14 protein-coding genes are annotated in these 14665 nt (G+C 59.8%); 2 read left to right on the top strand and 12 right to left on the bottom strand.

From position 1 onward, the window contains the following. The 9 genes from mltG to UB23_RS23895 all read right to left on the bottom strand — a co-directional run bounded on the left by mltG (position 1) and on the right by UB23_RS23895 (position 7376). Positions 1 to 1215, bottom strand: coding sequence for an endolytic transglycosylase MltG (gene mltG, locus UB23_RS23855; protein ID WP_045061720.1), 1215 nt, complete (start codon positions 1213 to 1215; stop codon positions 1 to 3). A 3-nt stretch (positions 1216 to 1218) separates the two neighbouring features. After that, entirely contained in the window at positions 1219 to 2034 is an 816-nt protein-coding gene (gene pabC, locus UB23_RS23860) for an aminodeoxychorismate lyase (protein WP_045061721.1), read from the bottom strand. After that, positions 2034 to 3278: a beta-ketoacyl-ACP synthase II gene (gene fabF / locus UB23_RS23865; RefSeq protein ID WP_045061722.1), complete on the bottom strand. Its 1245-nt coding sequence runs from the start codon at positions 3276 to 3278 to the stop codon at positions 2034 to 2036. Before fabF ends, pabC begins: the two co-directional genes overlap by 1 nt. Positions 3279 to 3385: 107 nt before the next feature. Next, complete coding sequence (gene acpP, locus UB23_RS23870; RefSeq protein ID WP_004371293.1) at positions 3386 to 3622, bottom strand: acyl carrier protein; 237 nt, start codon at positions 3620 to 3622, stop codon at positions 3386 to 3388. 191 nt (positions 3623 to 3813) lie between these two features. After that, positions 3814 to 4557, bottom strand: a complete 744-nt coding sequence (fabG, locus tag UB23_RS23875) for a 3-oxoacyl-ACP reductase FabG (RefSeq protein WP_045061723.1) — start codon at positions 4555 to 4557, stop codon at positions 3814 to 3816. 16 nt (positions 4558 to 4573) lie between these two features. Beyond that, complete coding sequence (fabD, locus tag UB23_RS23880; RefSeq protein WP_045061724.1) at positions 4574 to 5512, bottom strand: ACP S-malonyltransferase; 939 nt, start codon at positions 5510 to 5512, stop codon at positions 4574 to 4576. A 125-nt stretch (positions 5513 to 5637) separates the two neighbouring features. Next, the gene (gene plsX / locus UB23_RS23885) at positions 5638 to 6648 is read right to left on the bottom strand and encodes a phosphate acyltransferase PlsX (protein WP_082069239.1); all 1011 of its coding nucleotides are present in this window, start codon (positions 6646 to 6648) and stop codon (positions 5638 to 5640) included. Between the two features lie 4 nt (positions 6649 to 6652). Further along, the gene (gene rpmF, locus UB23_RS23890; protein ID WP_008152339.1) at positions 6653 to 6835 is read right to left on the bottom strand and encodes a 50S ribosomal protein L32; all 183 of its coding nucleotides are present in this window, start codon (positions 6833 to 6835) and stop codon (positions 6653 to 6655) included. A gap of 13 nt (positions 6836 to 6848) precedes the next feature. After that, the gene (locus UB23_RS23895) at positions 6849 to 7376 is read right to left on the bottom strand and encodes a YceD family protein (RefSeq protein WP_004371317.1); all 528 of its coding nucleotides are present in this window, start codon (positions 7374 to 7376) and stop codon (positions 6849 to 6851) included. A gap of 105 nt (positions 7377 to 7481) precedes the next feature. Between UB23_RS23895 and UB23_RS23900 the strand changes: the two genes are divergently transcribed. Further along, positions 7482 to 8060: a Maf family protein gene (locus UB23_RS23900; protein ID WP_045061726.1), complete on the top strand. Its 579-nt coding sequence runs from the start codon at positions 7482 to 7484 to the stop codon at positions 8058 to 8060. Between the two features lie 23 nt (positions 8061 to 8083). On the opposite strand, the gene sppA is transcribed toward UB23_RS23900, so the two are convergent. The 3 genes from sppA to rluC are packed head-to-tail and all read right to left on the bottom strand — an operon-like array spanning position 8084 to position 10707. Beyond that, entirely contained in the window at positions 8084 to 9073 is a 990-nt protein-coding gene (gene sppA / locus UB23_RS23905) for a signal peptide peptidase SppA (protein ID WP_045061727.1), read from the bottom strand. 22 nt (positions 9074 to 9095) lie between these two features. Further along, positions 9096 to 9758 (bottom strand): HAD-IA family hydrolase, encoded by a 663-nt coding sequence (locus UB23_RS23910; protein WP_045061728.1) that lies wholly within the window; start codon positions 9756 to 9758, stop codon positions 9096 to 9098. Continuing rightward, positions 9745 to 10707: a 23S rRNA pseudouridine(955/2504/2580) synthase RluC gene (gene rluC / locus UB23_RS23915; protein WP_045061729.1), complete on the bottom strand. Its 963-nt coding sequence runs from the start codon at positions 10705 to 10707 to the stop codon at positions 9745 to 9747. The genes UB23_RS23910 and rluC overlap by 14 nt, the downstream gene beginning before the upstream one ends. A gap of 701 nt (positions 10708 to 11408) precedes the next feature. Between rluC and rne the strand changes: the two genes are divergently transcribed. Beyond that, the gene (rne, locus tag UB23_RS23920; protein WP_045061730.1) at positions 11409 to 14639 is read left to right on the top strand and encodes a ribonuclease E; all 3231 of its coding nucleotides are present in this window, start codon (positions 11409 to 11411) and stop codon (positions 14637 to 14639) included. The last annotated feature ends 26 nt before the right edge of the window (positions 14640 to 14665 follow it).

The raw sequence follows: 14665 nt of genomic DNA on the forward strand, positions 1-14665 counted from the left end.
TCATTGCGGGCTTTGCGGCGTGGTGGCGTCCGGTTCGGCTGCAGGCGCCGCTGGCGGCTCCTGCGGTGCGACCTGGGGCAAAGCCTCGGGATCGGGGTTGGGCGCCGCGGCAGGAATCGGTGCTTCGTCGGCCGCGCTGTTGGTGTCAGGTGTTTGCGGCGCTGGTGCCTCAGGTGCAGTGGCCGGTGCCGGGCTGGAACGGTAATCGGCGCGACGCTTGAGCTGGTACTCGCGCACTGCGTTGTTGTGCGCATCCAGGTCATCGGAAAAAACATGACTGCCGTCGCCACGGGCAACGAAATACAGACTGCTGCCGGCCACCGGATTTAATGCCGCGTGAATCGCTTCGCGCCCGACCATGGCGATGGGAGTCGGTGGCAGGCCGGAAATCATGTAGGTGTTATACGGCGTCGCTTCCTTGAGGTGGGCACGAGTCAATTTGCCGCTGTAGCGATCGCCCAGGCCGTAGATCACGGTTGGATCAGTCTGCAGGAGCATGCCCAACGCCATGCGTCGCACGAACACGCCGGCAATCTGCCCGCGCTCCTGGGGCACACCGGTTTCCTTCTCCACCAGGGAGGCCATGATCAGCGCCTGGTACGGATCGGCGTAGGGCAGATCAGCCGCTCGCTGGTTCCACTCCCTGGCCAGTACTTCGTCGAGGCGCTCGTAAGCAGTCTTGAGCAATTCGATGTCGCTCATGCCGCGAACGAAACTATAGGTATCGGGGAAAAAACGCCCCTCCGGAAAAATCCCAGGGTGGCCGAGCTTTTCCATCACCTGGGAGTCGCTCAAACCTGCGAGGGTCTGCTGGAGTTTTTCGTCCCTGGCGAGGGCCGCGCGGACCTGATGGAAATTCCAGCCTTCGACCAGCGTCACGCTGTACTGCACCACGTCCCCGCGTTTCCACGAATCGATCAGGCCTTCGACGGTCATGCCGGGCTGCATGCGGTATTCGCCGCTGTGCAAGGGTTGTCCGGCGAGGTTGAAGCGCCAGTACACGCGAAGCCAGAACGCGTCCTTGATGACGCCATCGGCTTCGAGTCGGTAGAAAGTACGGGTGGGTGTCGTACCCTTGGGTACTTCGAGCATTTCTTCCTGGGTGATGTTCAGCGACTGATCCAGCGCCGAATGAATTTTCCAGGCGGAAAAGCCGAATAACAGCCCTGCCAGAACCAATCCGGTTTCAAGCAGCAGCAAGAATTTACGTCTCACGAATCAAGCATCCAATAGCGCACGGGCAATGGTTTGGAGTTTACGGGTGAGTGGCCCAACCGGCCAGCTCAGTGCAGCATACGCACGCACCGGCCAAATGCCATAAACACTATTACAGACAAAGACTTCATCGGCCCATTGCAGCTGTTCCAGGGTGATATCGATGATTTGTACAGGGATCGCTGAAGACTCAGCTTGAAACAATAATTCAGCGCGCATTACCCCGGCGACGCCGCAGCGACCGAGATCGGCGGTGATCAACACACCATCACGCACCAGGAACAGATTACTGAACACGCCCTCAACCACACGACCGGCCTGGTCCAGCATCAGGCCTTCGGCGTGCTCAACGTCTTGCCACTCGGAACGGGCGATGACCTGCTCCAGGCGATTGAGGTGCTTGAGACCAGCCAACAAGGGTTGCAAGGACAGCCGGGTGACGCAAGGGAACAGGCGCACGCCCTGCTCCGCATGGGCTGGCGGATAAATCGCAGGAGGATTGCCCAGCATGATGCGGCGCGCCGCAACGACAGGGTCCGGGGCATAGCCGCGAGCACTTTCGCCCCGGGTGACGATCAGCTTGAGTACGCCTTCACCGAGCGCGAGGGCATAGGCCAGCAGCTCGGTGCGCACCACCGCGCCATCAAGGTTGATTGCCAGGCGCTGGCAACCCTCAAGCAACCGCACCAGATGACGATCCAGCAATACCGGTGTGCCATTGCGCACGGCGATGGTCTCGAACAGACCATCGCCGTAGCCCAGGCCGCGATCCTTCAGCGACACAGCGTGCGCCGGCTGACCGTCGACCCAGCAGTCCATCAGCCAGCGAACCGGCGGAACACCAGGGAGCCGTTGGTACCGCCAAACCCGAAGGAGTTGGACAGCACCACGTCGATATCCATGTTGCGCGCAGTGTGCGGCACGAAGTCGAGGTCACAGCCTTCGTCCGGCTCGTCCAGGTTGATGGTCGGTGGCGCCACCTGGCTGTTGATTGCCAGCACACTGAAGATCGCTTCAACCGCACCCGCGGCACCCAGGAGGTGACCGGTCATGGACTTGGTCGAACTGACGGCCAGCTTGTAGGCGTGATCACCAAACACCGACCTGATCGCACAGGCTTCGGCAAGATCACCGGCCGAAGTCGAAGTGCCGTGGGCGTTGATGTACTGGACCTGGTCACTGTTGATCTTCGCATCGCGCAAGGCATTGGTGATGCAGCGTGCAGCACCCGCACCATCGGCAGGTGGCGAAGTCATGTGGAACGCATCGCCACTGGTGCCAAAACCGATCAACTCGGCGTAAATGGTCGCACCGCGAGCCTTGGCGTGCTCCAGTTCTTCAAGTACCAGCGCGCCAGCACCGTCGGACAGCACAAAGCCGTCACGCCCCTTGTCCCATGGACGACTGGCACGGGCAGGCTCGTCGTTGCGGGTCGACAGTGCCCGGGAGGCACCGAAGCCGCCCATGCCCAGGCCACAAGCGGCCATCTCGGCGCCACCGGCGATCATCACGTCGGCTTCGTCATACATGATGTTGCGTGCCGCCATGCCAATACAGTGCGTACCCGTGGTACAGGCCGTGGCGATGGCGTAGTTGGGACCCTGTGCTCCCAGGTGGATGGACAGGAATCCGGAAATCATATTGATGATCGAGCCGGGCACGAAAAACGGCGAAATCCGTCGTGGTCCGGATTCATGCAGGGTACGGCTGGTTTCTTCGATGTTGGTCAGGCCGCCAATGCCCGAGCCCATGGCGACGCCGATGCGTTCGCGGTTGGCATCGGTTACTTCCAGGCCTGCATTTTTTACTGCCTGAAACCCTGCGGCCAGACCGTATTGAATGAACAGGTCGAGCTTGCGCGCTTCCTTGACCGACAGGTATTCCTCGACATTGAAGCCCTTTACCGAGCCGCCAAAACGGGTGGAATAGGCAGAAAGGTCGGTGTGTTCGATCAGACCAATGCCACTGCGGCCAGCCAGAATGCCCTGCCAGCTGCTTGGCACATCCGTGCCCAGTGGCGACAACATACCCATACCGGTGACTACGACGCGTCTACGCGACACAGCACTCTCCTTTTTCAAATGACGACTTTGCATCAGGCCTAAAGAAAAAACCGCACGCCAGGAGGCAGTGCGGTTTTTCCATGACAGCAAACAACGACTACAAACTATTACGCCTGGTGGCTGGTAACGTAGTCGATTGCAGCTTGTACAGTAGTGATCTTCTCAGCTTCTTCGTCAGGGATTTCGGTCTCGAATTCCTCTTCCAGAGCCATCACCAGCTCAACGGTGTCAAGGGAGTCAGCACCCAGGTCTTCAACGAAGGAAGCGCTGTTAGTCACTTCTTCTTCCTTAACGCCCAGTTGCTCGGCAACGATTTTCTTGACGCGCTCTTCGATGGTGCTCATACCTTGTTTTCACTCCTAATGGACAAATTCAGGCAGCTGGCCAGTGGGTAAGTGTATAGAAAGACTTTTCAGTTTTTCAACTGAAAGCTTCACTCCTCTAACCCTGCAGCCCGATGCCTATAAATAGATTGCAGCTTTATAACGGATTTTAGACAGCTCGTATGACATTTTTTTGAAGCAGTCCGTCACATTTAACTCATGTACATCCCGCCGTTCACCGGGATTGTAGCCCCAGTAACGTAAGCCGCACCGTCGGATGCAAGAAAAGCGACCACAGACGCGATCTCTTGCGCTTGCCCCAGACGACCCAGCGGAATCTGTGTAACCAGGTTTTGACGCTGCGCTTCGGGCAGTTCGCGAGTCATATCGGTGTCGATGAACCCTGGGGCCACCGAGTTTACCGTAATCGAACGCGATCCGACTTCACGCGCCAGCGCACGGCTGAAACCTTCCAGACCGGCCTTGGCCGCAGCGTAGTTTACTTGGCCTGCGTTGCCCATGGCACCCACAACCGAACCAATACTGATAATTCGTCCCCAACGCGCCTTGGTCATGCCACGCAAAACGCCCTTGGACAGGCGGAACAGACTGTTCAGGTTGGTATCGACGACGTCATGCCATTCGTCATCTTTCATCCGCATCATCAGGTTATCGCGGGTGATACCGGCATTGTTGACCAGGATCGCCGGTGCACCGAACTGCTCGGCAATGCTCGCCAACACGGCGGCGACGGACTCGTCACTGGTCACATTAAGTTCCAGGCCAGTGCCCTGGATACCGTTTTCCTTCAGGGTCGCAGCAATGCGCTCGGCGCCGGATGCGGAAGTCGCAGTACCCACGACGATGGCACCCTGACGACCCAGTTCCAGGGCGATGGCCTGGCCGATACCGCGGCTTGCACCGGTGACCAGTGCAACTTTACCTTGCAGACTCATGCAAGTTTCTCCTGATTCAGGCCAACGCTGCACGGGCGGCAGCGAAAGCGTCTGGGGTATTGAGGTTGGAGGTTGCCACGCCTTCGGCGCAACGCTTGTTCAAACCGGCCAGTACTTTGCCAGGACCGCATTCGACCAGTTGGGTCGCACCCTTGGCCGCCAGCGCCTGCACAGACTCGACCCAGCGCACAGGCTTGTAGAGCTGCTCGAGCAAATCGCGCTTGAGGGTTTCCAGATCAGCCGGCACTGCTGCGCTGACGTTCTGCAGCACTGGAATCTGCGGGGCCTGCCAGTCGATCGCGGCGATCGATTCAGCGAAACGCTCGGCAGCCGGACGCATCAACTCGCAATGGGACGGCACGCTGACCGGCAACGGCATGGCGCGCTTGGCACCACGAGCCTTGCAGCCTTCAATGGCGCGCTCAACCGCCGCCTTGGCACCGGCGATGACGACCTGGCCCGGGGAATTGAAGTTGACGGCACTGACCACTTCACCTTGCGCTGCTTCAGCGCAGGCTGCCAGCACGTCAGCATCGTCGAGACCGAGGATGGCGGCCATGCCGCCCTGCCCGGCCGGAACCGCTTCCTGCATCAACTGGCCACGGCGCTCGACGAGCTTGACCGCGTCAGCCAGGCTCAGACTGCCGGCAGCAACCAGAGCGCTGTACTCACCCAGGCTGTGACCGGCCACGTAGGCCGGACGCGCGCCACCTTCTGCCAGCCACAGACGCCACAGGGCGATCGAGGCGGTCAGGATGGCCGGCTGGGTCTTGTCGGTTTGATTGAGTTGCTCTTCCGGCCCTTGCTGGATCAGCGCCCACAGGTCGTAACCGAGGGCATCGGAAGCTTCTTTGAACGTTTCAAGGACAACCGGATGTTGCGCGCCCAACTCGGCCAGCATGCCGAGGGACTGCGAACCCTGTCCTGGAAAGACGAATGCGAGGGAAGCAGACATGTAACAAGCCCCTAATGATCTTGTCGTCGGAGAATTGACGTCCCGACTGGGGGACGCAAGAAACTGACAGTTGGATGGCCAATTGAACTGAGCGGTCACATTTAAGCATTGTCCGACGAAAACGCCTAAAGCAACAAATCCTCCAGACGACCGTGGATGCGTTCCGGCAGGTTTTCCTGGATCTCGATCAACGCACGGGATATAGCACTCTGAAATCCTTGAACCCCGGCCGAGCCGTGACTTTTCACCACAATGCCCTGCAGGCCGAGAAAGCTCGCGCCATTGTGTCGCGCAGGGGCCAGATCGGCCTGCAGGCGCCTCATCAACGGCAACGCCAGGGCACCGACCATGCGCGAAGCGAGATTCTTCTTGAACAACGCTTCAATACGCCCGGCAATCATGGTGGCCAGCCCTTCGCTGGACTTGAGCAGGATATTGCCGACGAAGCCGTCACAGACCACCACATCCGCTTCACCGCGATACAGGCCGTCGCCCTCGACAAAACCGATGTAGTTGATGCCCCGCGCCTCCTGCAACAAAGCGGCGGCCAGCTTGACCTGCTGATTACCCTTGATGTGCTCGGTGCCGATGTTCAGCAAAGCGACTCGCGGGCGGACGATACCCAGCGTCTCGGCCGCCACCGAGCCCATCACCGCAAACTGCAGCAGGTGTGCGGCGCTGCAATCGACGTTGGCCCCGAGGTCGAGCAGCTGGCAATAGCCCGTCTGCGTCGGAATCGCCGCCACCATCGCCGGCCGATCAATGCCCGGCAAGGTCTTGAGCACGAATCGTGACAACGCCATCAACGCCCCGGTATTACCGGCACTGACACAGGCCTGGACCTTGCCATCGCGCAACAGCTCCAGCGCGACGCGCATCGACGAATCCGGCTTGCCACGCAATGCCTGGGCCGGTTTCTCGTCCATGGTAATGACTTCGCTGGCGGGCACGATAGACAGGCGCACGCGATCCGCAGCCGATTGGCCAGCGAGCAATTCTTCAAGGAGAGAGGGTTGACCGACGAGGGTCAGGTGCAGCGAGGGCGTAGCATTCAGACAAGCGAGGCTGGCCTGAACAATGCTGCGGGGACCGAAGTCCCCGCCCATTGCGTCAATCGCGATGACTTGAGCAGACAAGTGATTACTCGTCAGCGCCCTTGTCGATCACTTTACGGCCACGGTATACGCCTTCTGGCGATACGTGGTGACGCAGGTGAATTTCACCGGTGGTTTTTTCTACAGACAGAGTGCTTGCCGTCAGGGCGTCGTGCGAACGACGCATGTCACGGGCAGAGCGGGATTTTTTGTTCTGCTGAACAGCCATAATTGATTAACTCCTAAACGTTTGGGTCACGCTTTAACTGCGCCAATACACTGAACGGGTTGGACCGCGTTACCTCGTCCTCGCTCGGTTCGGGCTCATCGAGACCCGCCGGCTGCTGGCATTCTTCCGGATGATGAGCAGGCACAATGGGCAAGGCGAGCAGAAGCTCCTCCTCGATCAGTGACTGCAGATCCAATGGATCTTCGCCCAGTTCCAGCACGTCATAACCTTTCGGCAACGACTGGGTATTCGCACCCTCCTTTACCACAGCATAACTGCATTCGCTATGGATCGGCAGGGTGACCAGCTCAAGACAACGCTGGCAAACCATTTTGACTTCGGTGTCGATAAAACTGTGGATTACCACAGACTTACGTTCATCTCGTTCAAAAACGAATTTCGCCTGCACCGTACCGACAGTGTCGGAAAGCGGGTCGCAGAGTCTCTCCAAATCGGCCAGCAGCAGTTCACCTTGAAGGGTGGTGCCACGGTCAGCCAATTTGCGCGGGTCAACGTGAGGTGGAATCGGGTCATTCAACATAGGCGCAGCATTATAGGGATGCACCCAGCCATGTCAAAGGAAATTCAGCCCTGTGCGTCACTTGGAAGCCTCGCTAGAATTCGCAACTGACTTCTGGAGTTGCGCATGCTGCCCTTATTACTCGCTTCAAGCTCGGTTTACCGCCGGGAATTGCTGGCCCGCCTGCGGTTGCCGTTCGTCTGCAGCTCGCCAGATATCGATGAAAGTCATCGCCCGCAAGAGCCGGCCATTGAACTGGTCAAGCGCCTCGCCAGAGAAAAAGCCCAGGCGCTGGCTGGCACTTTTCCCGACCACCTGATCATTGGTTCCGACCAGGTCGCGGTGCTCGGCGAGCGCATCATCGGCAAACCGCACACGTTCGAGAACGCGCGGGATCAGTTACTCGCCGCCAGCGGCGCCAGCGTGACCTTTCTCACGGGCCTGGCCCTGCTCAACAGCCAGACCGGGCATTGCCAGGTGGATTGCGTACCGTTCACGGTGCACATGCGCACCCTCGACCAGGCAAGCATCGAGCGTTACCTGCATGCAGAGCAGCCCTACGACTGCGCAGGCAGCTTCAAGGCCGAAGGATTGGGGGTGAGCCTGTTTCAGCGCACCGAAGGCCCTGACGCCACCAGCCTGATCGGCCTGCCGCTGATTCGGCTGATCGATATGCTGCTGGTCGAGGGCTTACAAGTCCCTTGAAAGCAAAAGATCTTTTAAACGGCTTAACGCAACGACGGGCCGTTGAAACCCATCCACATCGCCAATTGTTCAGCCACGCTGGCGCCGAGCTTCTTCGAGAAGCGGTCGAACGTCGACTCCTGAACGGTAAAATCCACCAGTTCTTTCTCGCCAATGACATCGCGAGCCACCGAACTGGCACTGCCCAGGCCATCGATCAACCCCAGCGGTAGCGCCTGCTCACCCGACCAGACCAAGCCAGAGAACAGCTCCGGGTGCTCCTTGTCTTTCAGGCGATCGCCACGACCCTTCTTCACACTATTGATGAATTGCTGATGGGTGGTATCGAGCACGCCCTGCCAGAACCGAGTCTCATCAGGCTTCTGCGGCTGGAACGGATCGAGGAAGGACTTGTGCTCGCCAGACGTATAGGTCCGGCGCTCCACGCCCAGCTTCTCCATGGTGCCGACGAAACCATAACCGGCCGCAGTCACGCCGATGGACCCCACCAGGCTGGCCTTGTCCGCGTAGATCTGATCGGCCGCACTGGCAATGTAGTAAGCGCCGGACGCCCCCAGGTCGGAGATAACCGCATACACCTTGGTATCAGGATGCAGCGCACGCAGGCGAACAATCTCGTCGTACACATAGCCTGATTGCACCGGGCTGCCGCCCGGGCTGTTGATCCGCAGGACCACGCCCTTGACCTTGTCATCCTCGAAGGCCGCTCGCAGGCTGCCAACGATGTTATCGGCGCTGGCCTGCTCCTTGTCGGCGATCACACCAGTGACCTCGATCAGCGCGGTGTAGTTGGCACTGCGAGTGGCGGCTTTTTCCATGTCCATCAGCGGCGTGAACAGCATCAAAGCGCCAAACAGGTACACAAAGGTCAGCAGCTTGAAGAAAATCCCCCAGCGACGGGACCGGCGCTGTTCCTGCACGCTGGCCAACAAGGTCTTTTCCAGCAACTTCCAGCTTTTCTCGTCACCGCTCTGCGCATCCGCCTTGGCGGGCGCCTTCCATTCGTCGGTCATGCCATCTACCCCAAAAAACCTGTTAAGCCTGTTGATTCAGCCAGGCATGCAATTCTGAAAAACGATCAATCGCCAGTCGCGGCTCGAACAGCTTCAGCGCCTCGATCGATTGAGCGCCGTAACTGACCGCTACCGACGCCATACCGGCGTTGCGGGCCATCTGCAGGTCGAAAGAGGAATCGCCAACCATCATTGCCTGCTCCGGGCGAACGTCGCAGTGCGCGAGGATCTGCTCCAGCATCAGAGGATGGGGCTTGCTGGCAGTTTCATCCGCCGCACGAGTGATGTCGAAATATTTTTCCCAGCCGTGTGCCTTCAATACCCGGTCGAGCCCGCGACGGGCCTTGCCGGTTGCAACAGCCAGATGATAACCCTCGGCGCGAAAGGCCTCCATCGACTCGAGCACACCCTCGAACAAGGGCGAAGGCACGGCTTCGGCGGCGATGTAGTGATCGGCGTAATACCCCCGAAAGGCGATCAGCTCACCCTCGCTGATGTGCGGGTACAGGGTGCGAATCGCTTCCGGCAAACCGAGACCGATGATGCCCTTGACGGCAAAATCATCGCGCAGCTCAAATCCTGAGCGCTCTGAGGCCACATGCATGGCCTCGACAATCCGCCCGATGGAGTCCGCGAGCGTCCCGTCCCAGTCAAATATCAGCAGTTTGCAATCAGAGGGGTGCACTCAGGCGCTCCACAGTCTTGGCCCACATTTCATCCACCGGCGCCTGCAACTTCAGCTCGCCACCATCAGGCAGCGGCACGGTCAGCAGATAAGCGTGGAGGAACAGTCGCTTGCCACCCAGGTCGCGGATTTCCTTGCTGAAACCCTCATCCCCGTATTTCGGGTCGCCAGCGATGCAGTGCCCGGCATGCAGGGTGTGCACGCGGATCTGGTGGGTGCGGCCGGTGATTGGCCTGGCTTCGACCATGGTCGCAAAGTCGCCGAAGCGCCTTAGCACCTTGAACACGGTCACGGACTCCTTGCCCTCCTCCTCGTCGACCTCGACCATGCGCTCGCCGGAACGCAGGTTGCTCTTGCCCAGCGAGGCACGGACTTGCTTGATCGAGGCGGCCCAGTTGCCACGAACCAGCGCCATGTAGCGCTTGTCCACGCCATCACCGCGCAAGGCCGTGTGCAAGTGACGCAGCATGCTGCGTTTCTTGGCAATCATCAGCAGGCCAGAGGTGTCTCGGTCAAGTCGGTGAACGAGCTCGAGCTCCTTGCAATCGGGGCGCAACTGACGGAAGGCTTCGATCACGCCGTAGGTCAGACCGCTACCGCCGTGAACCGCAATACCACAAGGCTTGTTGATCACGATCAGGGCCTTGTCCTCGAAGATAATCGAGGCTTCGAGGCGCTGCAGCAGGCCTTGTGCCAGCGGCACCGGCTCGTCGCGCTCGGGCACGCGCACAGGCGGCACGCGCACGATATCGCCCGCCTGCAGCTTGTATTCGGGCTTGATCCGACCTTTGTTCACTCGCACTTCGCCTTTACGCAAAATGCGATAGATCAAGGTCTTGGGCACGCCTTTGAGCCGAGCGAGAAGGAAGTTATCAATACGTTGGCCGGCATATTCCGGCGAGACCTCAAGCAGTTGTACGCTTGGGGTCGAGGGGGCAGTAGTCGTCATGGCGCAGATGATATCAATTTTTTATGGAATTGAAGCACTTAATCATTACTGCTATAGTCGCGAACGCCGCCAAAAGCGGCCTGGACAGCGGACCAACGGTCTAAAACCGGCCCTGACCAATGCAATTCACCAGGACGCGAGGCCGTCCTACGGGGCTTTCGCTACTTAACGGTGGAGTTTGCAGCTGTAACGAGCGCAGGTGACATGAGGCCTGAATCAAGCCGCAGGGCAGAGTTTTCACTCGCCTTGCGAGCCAATATTCATGGCCAGTTCACAAAGTGCAGTCAGTTGCGAATGACCCCGAGCGAAGGTTTCGGAAACAACGCCTAAATTAGCCATGATGCGTGACCTCCCCTTTTGGAGCTCACGGTAAATGCCAACCCGCTGCGGATTCTGCGCGCGGCAGCACCCGAATTTTCAGGGATACGTGTAGGGTGGAGATGCACAACCGCTGGACTGTGTAGCAATAGGCTTTTTCAAGACGCTTCATCTCGTCCACAGCCAATGGTTGATTCCTCCTCCTGACTGAGTGCTTAAGTAGCCACAGCAAGCAGGACGCGTACGTCGCGACGAAGGCCCACATTGGCCGGACATCGCTGGACACGGGAATGGCCAACCACTCCCGACGCACCTGACACCGACCATGAGAAGTCGTGTGTGCCGAACGCCGTTTCCGGCAGCCCGGAAACCGACGGTACTACATGAAAAGAATGCTGATTAACGCAACTCAACCCGAAGAGTTGCGTGTTGCACTGGTAGATGGCCAGCGCCTCTACGACCTGGACATCGAATCCGGTGCACGCGAGCAGAAGAAGGCCAACATCTATAAAGGCCGGATTACTCGCATCGAACCAAGCCTTGAGGCTGCCTTTGTCGATTTCGGCTCTGAGCGCCACGGCTTCCTGCCCCTCAAAGAAATCTCCCGCGAATACTTCAAGAAAGCCCCGGAAGGCCGCGTCAACATCAAGGACGTCCTGAGCGAAGGCCAGGAAGTCATTGTCCAGGTCGAAAAAGAAGAACGTGGCAACAAGGGCGCCGCCCTGACCACCTTCATCAGCCTGGCCGGTCGTTACCTGGTGCTGATGCCGAACAACCCGCGTGCTGGCGGCATCTCCCGTCGCATCGAAGGCGAAGAGCGCAACGAACTGCGTGAAGCCCTGAACGGCCTGGTTGCCCCGGCTGACATGGGTCTGATCGTGCGCACTGCAGGCCTTGGTCGCAGCAGTGAAGAAATGCAGTGGGACCTGGATTACCTGCTGCAACTCTGGACCGCCATCAAAGAAGCCTCGCTCGATCGCTCCGCGCCGTTCCTGATCTACCAGGAAAGCAACGTGATCATCCGCGCCATCCGCGATTACCTGCGCCAGGACATCGGCGAAGTGCTGATCGACAGCGTTGAAGCCCAGGACGAAGCCCTGACCTTCATCCGCCAGGTGATGCCGCAGTACGCCAGCAAGATCAAGCTGTACGAAGACAGCGTTCCGCTGTTCAACCGTTTCCAGATCGAAAGCCAGATCGAGACCGCTTTCCAGCGTGTCGTCGAACTGCCTTCCGGCGGTTCCATCGTCATCGATCCGACCGAAGCCCTGGTGTCCATCGACATCAACTCGGCGCGCGCCACCAAAGGCAGCGACATCGAAGAAACCGCGCTGCAGACCAACCTTGAAGCTGCTGAAGAAATCGCCCGTCAGTTGCGCTTGCGCGACATCGGCGGCCTGATCGTCATCGACTTCATCGACATGACCCCTGCCAAGAACCAGCGCGCCGTGGAAGAGAAAGTCCGCGAATGCCTGGAAGCCGACCGCGCTCGCGTGCAAGTCGGTCGCATCTCGCGCTTCGGCCTGCTGGAAATGTCCCGTCAGCGCCTGCGTCCATCGTTGGGCGAAAGCAGCGGCATCGTTTGCCCACGTTGCAACGGCACCGGCATCATCCGTGACGTTGAATCGCTGTCGCTGGCGATCCTGCGCCTGATCGAAGAAGAAGCCCTGAAAGACCGTACCGCCGAAGTTCGTGCACAAGTGCCGATCCCGGTGGCCGCGTTCCTGCTCAACGAAAAACGCAACTCGATCACCAAGATCGAACTGCGCACCCGTGCCCGCATCGTCATTCTGCCGAACGATCATCTCGAAACGCCGCACTTCGAAGTTCAGCGTCTGCGCGATGACAGCCCGGAAGCCCACATCAACCAGTCCAGCTACGAAATCGCTGCTGCCGCTGCCGAAGTGGAAGAAGTCCAGCCAGCCGCTGCGACCCGCACCCTGGTCCGCCAGGAAGCTGCAGTCAAGACGGCCCCTGCCCGCGCCAATGCGCCGGTTCCTGCCGAAGTTGTTGCTGCCGCGCCTGTGGCTGCACCGGCCGCCGTGCCGGAGCCAAGCCTGTTCAAGGGCCTGGTGAAGTCGCTGGTCAGCCTGTTTGCAACCAAGGAAGAGCCAGCCGCACCGGTTGTGGTTGAAAAGCCTGCGACCACCGAGCGTCCGGCTCGTAACGAAGAGCGTCGCAACGGTCGTCAGCAGAGCCGCAACCGTAACGGTCGTCGCGACGAAGAGCGCAAGCCTCGCGAAGAACGTGCACCGCGTGAAGAACGCGCTCCACGGGAAGCTCGTGAACCACGCGAAGCTCGTGAAGAAACGCCGGCAGTAGCCCGCGAAGAACGCGCGCCACGTGAAGAGCGTGCACCACGCGCACCGCGTGAGGAACGTGCACCGCGCGCTCCACGTGAAGACCGCAAGCCACGTGGCGAGCGTGAAGAACGTGTACGCGAATTGCGCGAACCCCTGGACGCTGTTGCTCCAGCCGCTGCCGCTGTCGCTGTCGCTACCACTGAAGAGCGTCCGGCTCGCCAGCCACGCGAAGAACGTGCTCCACGCCCACCGCGTGAAGAACGTCAGCCACGTGCCGAGCAAGCAGCAGCTCCAGTAGCCGAAGAAGAACTGCTGTCCAACGAAGAGCAACTGCAGGAAGACGGACAGGAAGGCGCCGAAGGCGATCGTCCACGTCGTCGCTCCCGCGGCCAGCGTCGTCGCAGCAACCGTCGCGAGCGTCAGCGTGATGCCAACGGCAATGTGATCGAAGGTTCGGAAGAGTCTGAATCAGCTGAAGGCGAAGTGGCAGCCACTGCCGACGCACCAAGCGCTAACGACCTGGCCGCTGGCCTGGCTGTTACCGCAGCCGTTGCCAGCTCGGTGATCAGCGCTCCAGCTGAAGCACAGGCCAACGAGCAAGCCGAACGCGCTACTGCTGCCACCCTGGACACTGCTCCAGTCGAAGCGCCAGTGGTTGAAGCGACCTCGCCTGTCGAAGCCACCGCTTCGCCGGAAATCGAAGTGGCGCCGGCTCGTGAAGCGCAGCCTGAAGTAGAAGCGGCACCGCAACCTGCGGCAGTCGTCGAAGCTCCAGCAGTGATTGCAGAGCCTGCTGCCGAGACGGTCAGCGAAACCGTGACCGAATCGATTCGTGAAGTTCGCGAAGAGCAAACCGCTTTCAACTGGGTTGCCGAGCCAGCTGTTGCAGAAACGCCAGCCCCGGTAGCTGAAACTCCGGCTTACGAGCCAGAGCCAGTGGTTGCGGCTGCAGAGCCTGCTCCAGTGGTCGAAGTGCCGGTTGAGGCCCCGGTTGTAGCCGAAGTGGCTGCACCTGTGGTCGAAGCCGCGCCGGCAAGCGCCCTGACTGAAAATGGTCGCGCGCCAAACGACCCGCGTGAAGTGCGTCGTCGCAAGCGCGAAGCCGAGCGTCTGCAGAAGGAAGCTGAATTGGCTGCCGCTGCTGCTCCAGCCGTGGTTGAGCCTGCACCGGTGGTCGCTGAAGCCCCTGCTGAAGTTGTCGCTGAGCCTGTAGCGTCAGTGATCGATGAAGCACCACGTTCCGTACAGGACGCGGTAGAGCAACACGAAAAAGCCCAGGAAAAAGAGCACGAGCCTAAACCCCTCGTCTGATTCCGACGGCTGACAAAAAGCCCCGC

It is taken from the genome of Pseudomonas sp. ES3-33 (assembly GCF_000952175.1).
Classification (GTDB): Bacteria; Pseudomonadota; Gammaproteobacteria; order Pseudomonadales; family Pseudomonadaceae; genus Aquipseudomonas; species Aquipseudomonas gregormendelii.

Excerpts from the sequence above, each read along its gene's own strand:
- pabC (WP_045061721.1), bottom strand. The coding sequence starts at position 2,034 with ATGGACTGCTGGGTCGACGGTCAGCCGGCGCACGCTGTGTCGCTGAAG.
- acpP (WP_004371293.1), bottom strand. The coding sequence starts at position 3,622 with ATGAGCACCATCGAAGAGCGCGTCAAGAAAATCGTTGCCGAGCAACTG.
- fabG (WP_045061723.1), bottom strand. The coding sequence starts at position 4,557 with ATGAGTCTGCAAGGTAAAGTTGCACTGGTCACCGGTGCAAGCCGCGGT.
- fabD (WP_045061724.1), bottom strand. The coding sequence starts at position 5,512 with ATGTCTGCTTCCCTCGCATTCGTCTTTCCAGGACAGGGTTCGCAGTCC.
- rpmF (WP_008152339.1), bottom strand. The coding sequence starts at position 6,835 with ATGGCTGTTCAGCAGAACAAAAAATCCCGCTCTGCCCGTGACATGCGT.
- UB23_RS23895 (WP_004371317.1), bottom strand. The coding sequence starts at position 7,376 with ATGTTGAATGACCCGATTCCACCTCACGTTGACCCGCGCAAATTGGCT.
- UB23_RS23900 (WP_045061726.1), top strand. The coding sequence starts at position 7,482 with ATGCTGCCCTTATTACTCGCTTCAAGCTCGGTTTACCGCCGGGAATTG.
- sppA (WP_045061727.1), bottom strand. The coding sequence starts at position 9,073 with ATGACCGACGAATGGAAGGCGCCCGCCAAGGCGGATGCGCAGAGCGGT.
- rluC (WP_045061729.1), bottom strand. The coding sequence starts at position 10,707 with ATGACGACTACTGCCCCCTCGACCCCAAGCGTACAACTGCTTGAGGTC.
- rne (WP_045061730.1), top strand. The coding sequence starts at position 11,409 with ATGAAAAGAATGCTGATTAACGCAACTCAACCCGAAGAGTTGCGTGTT.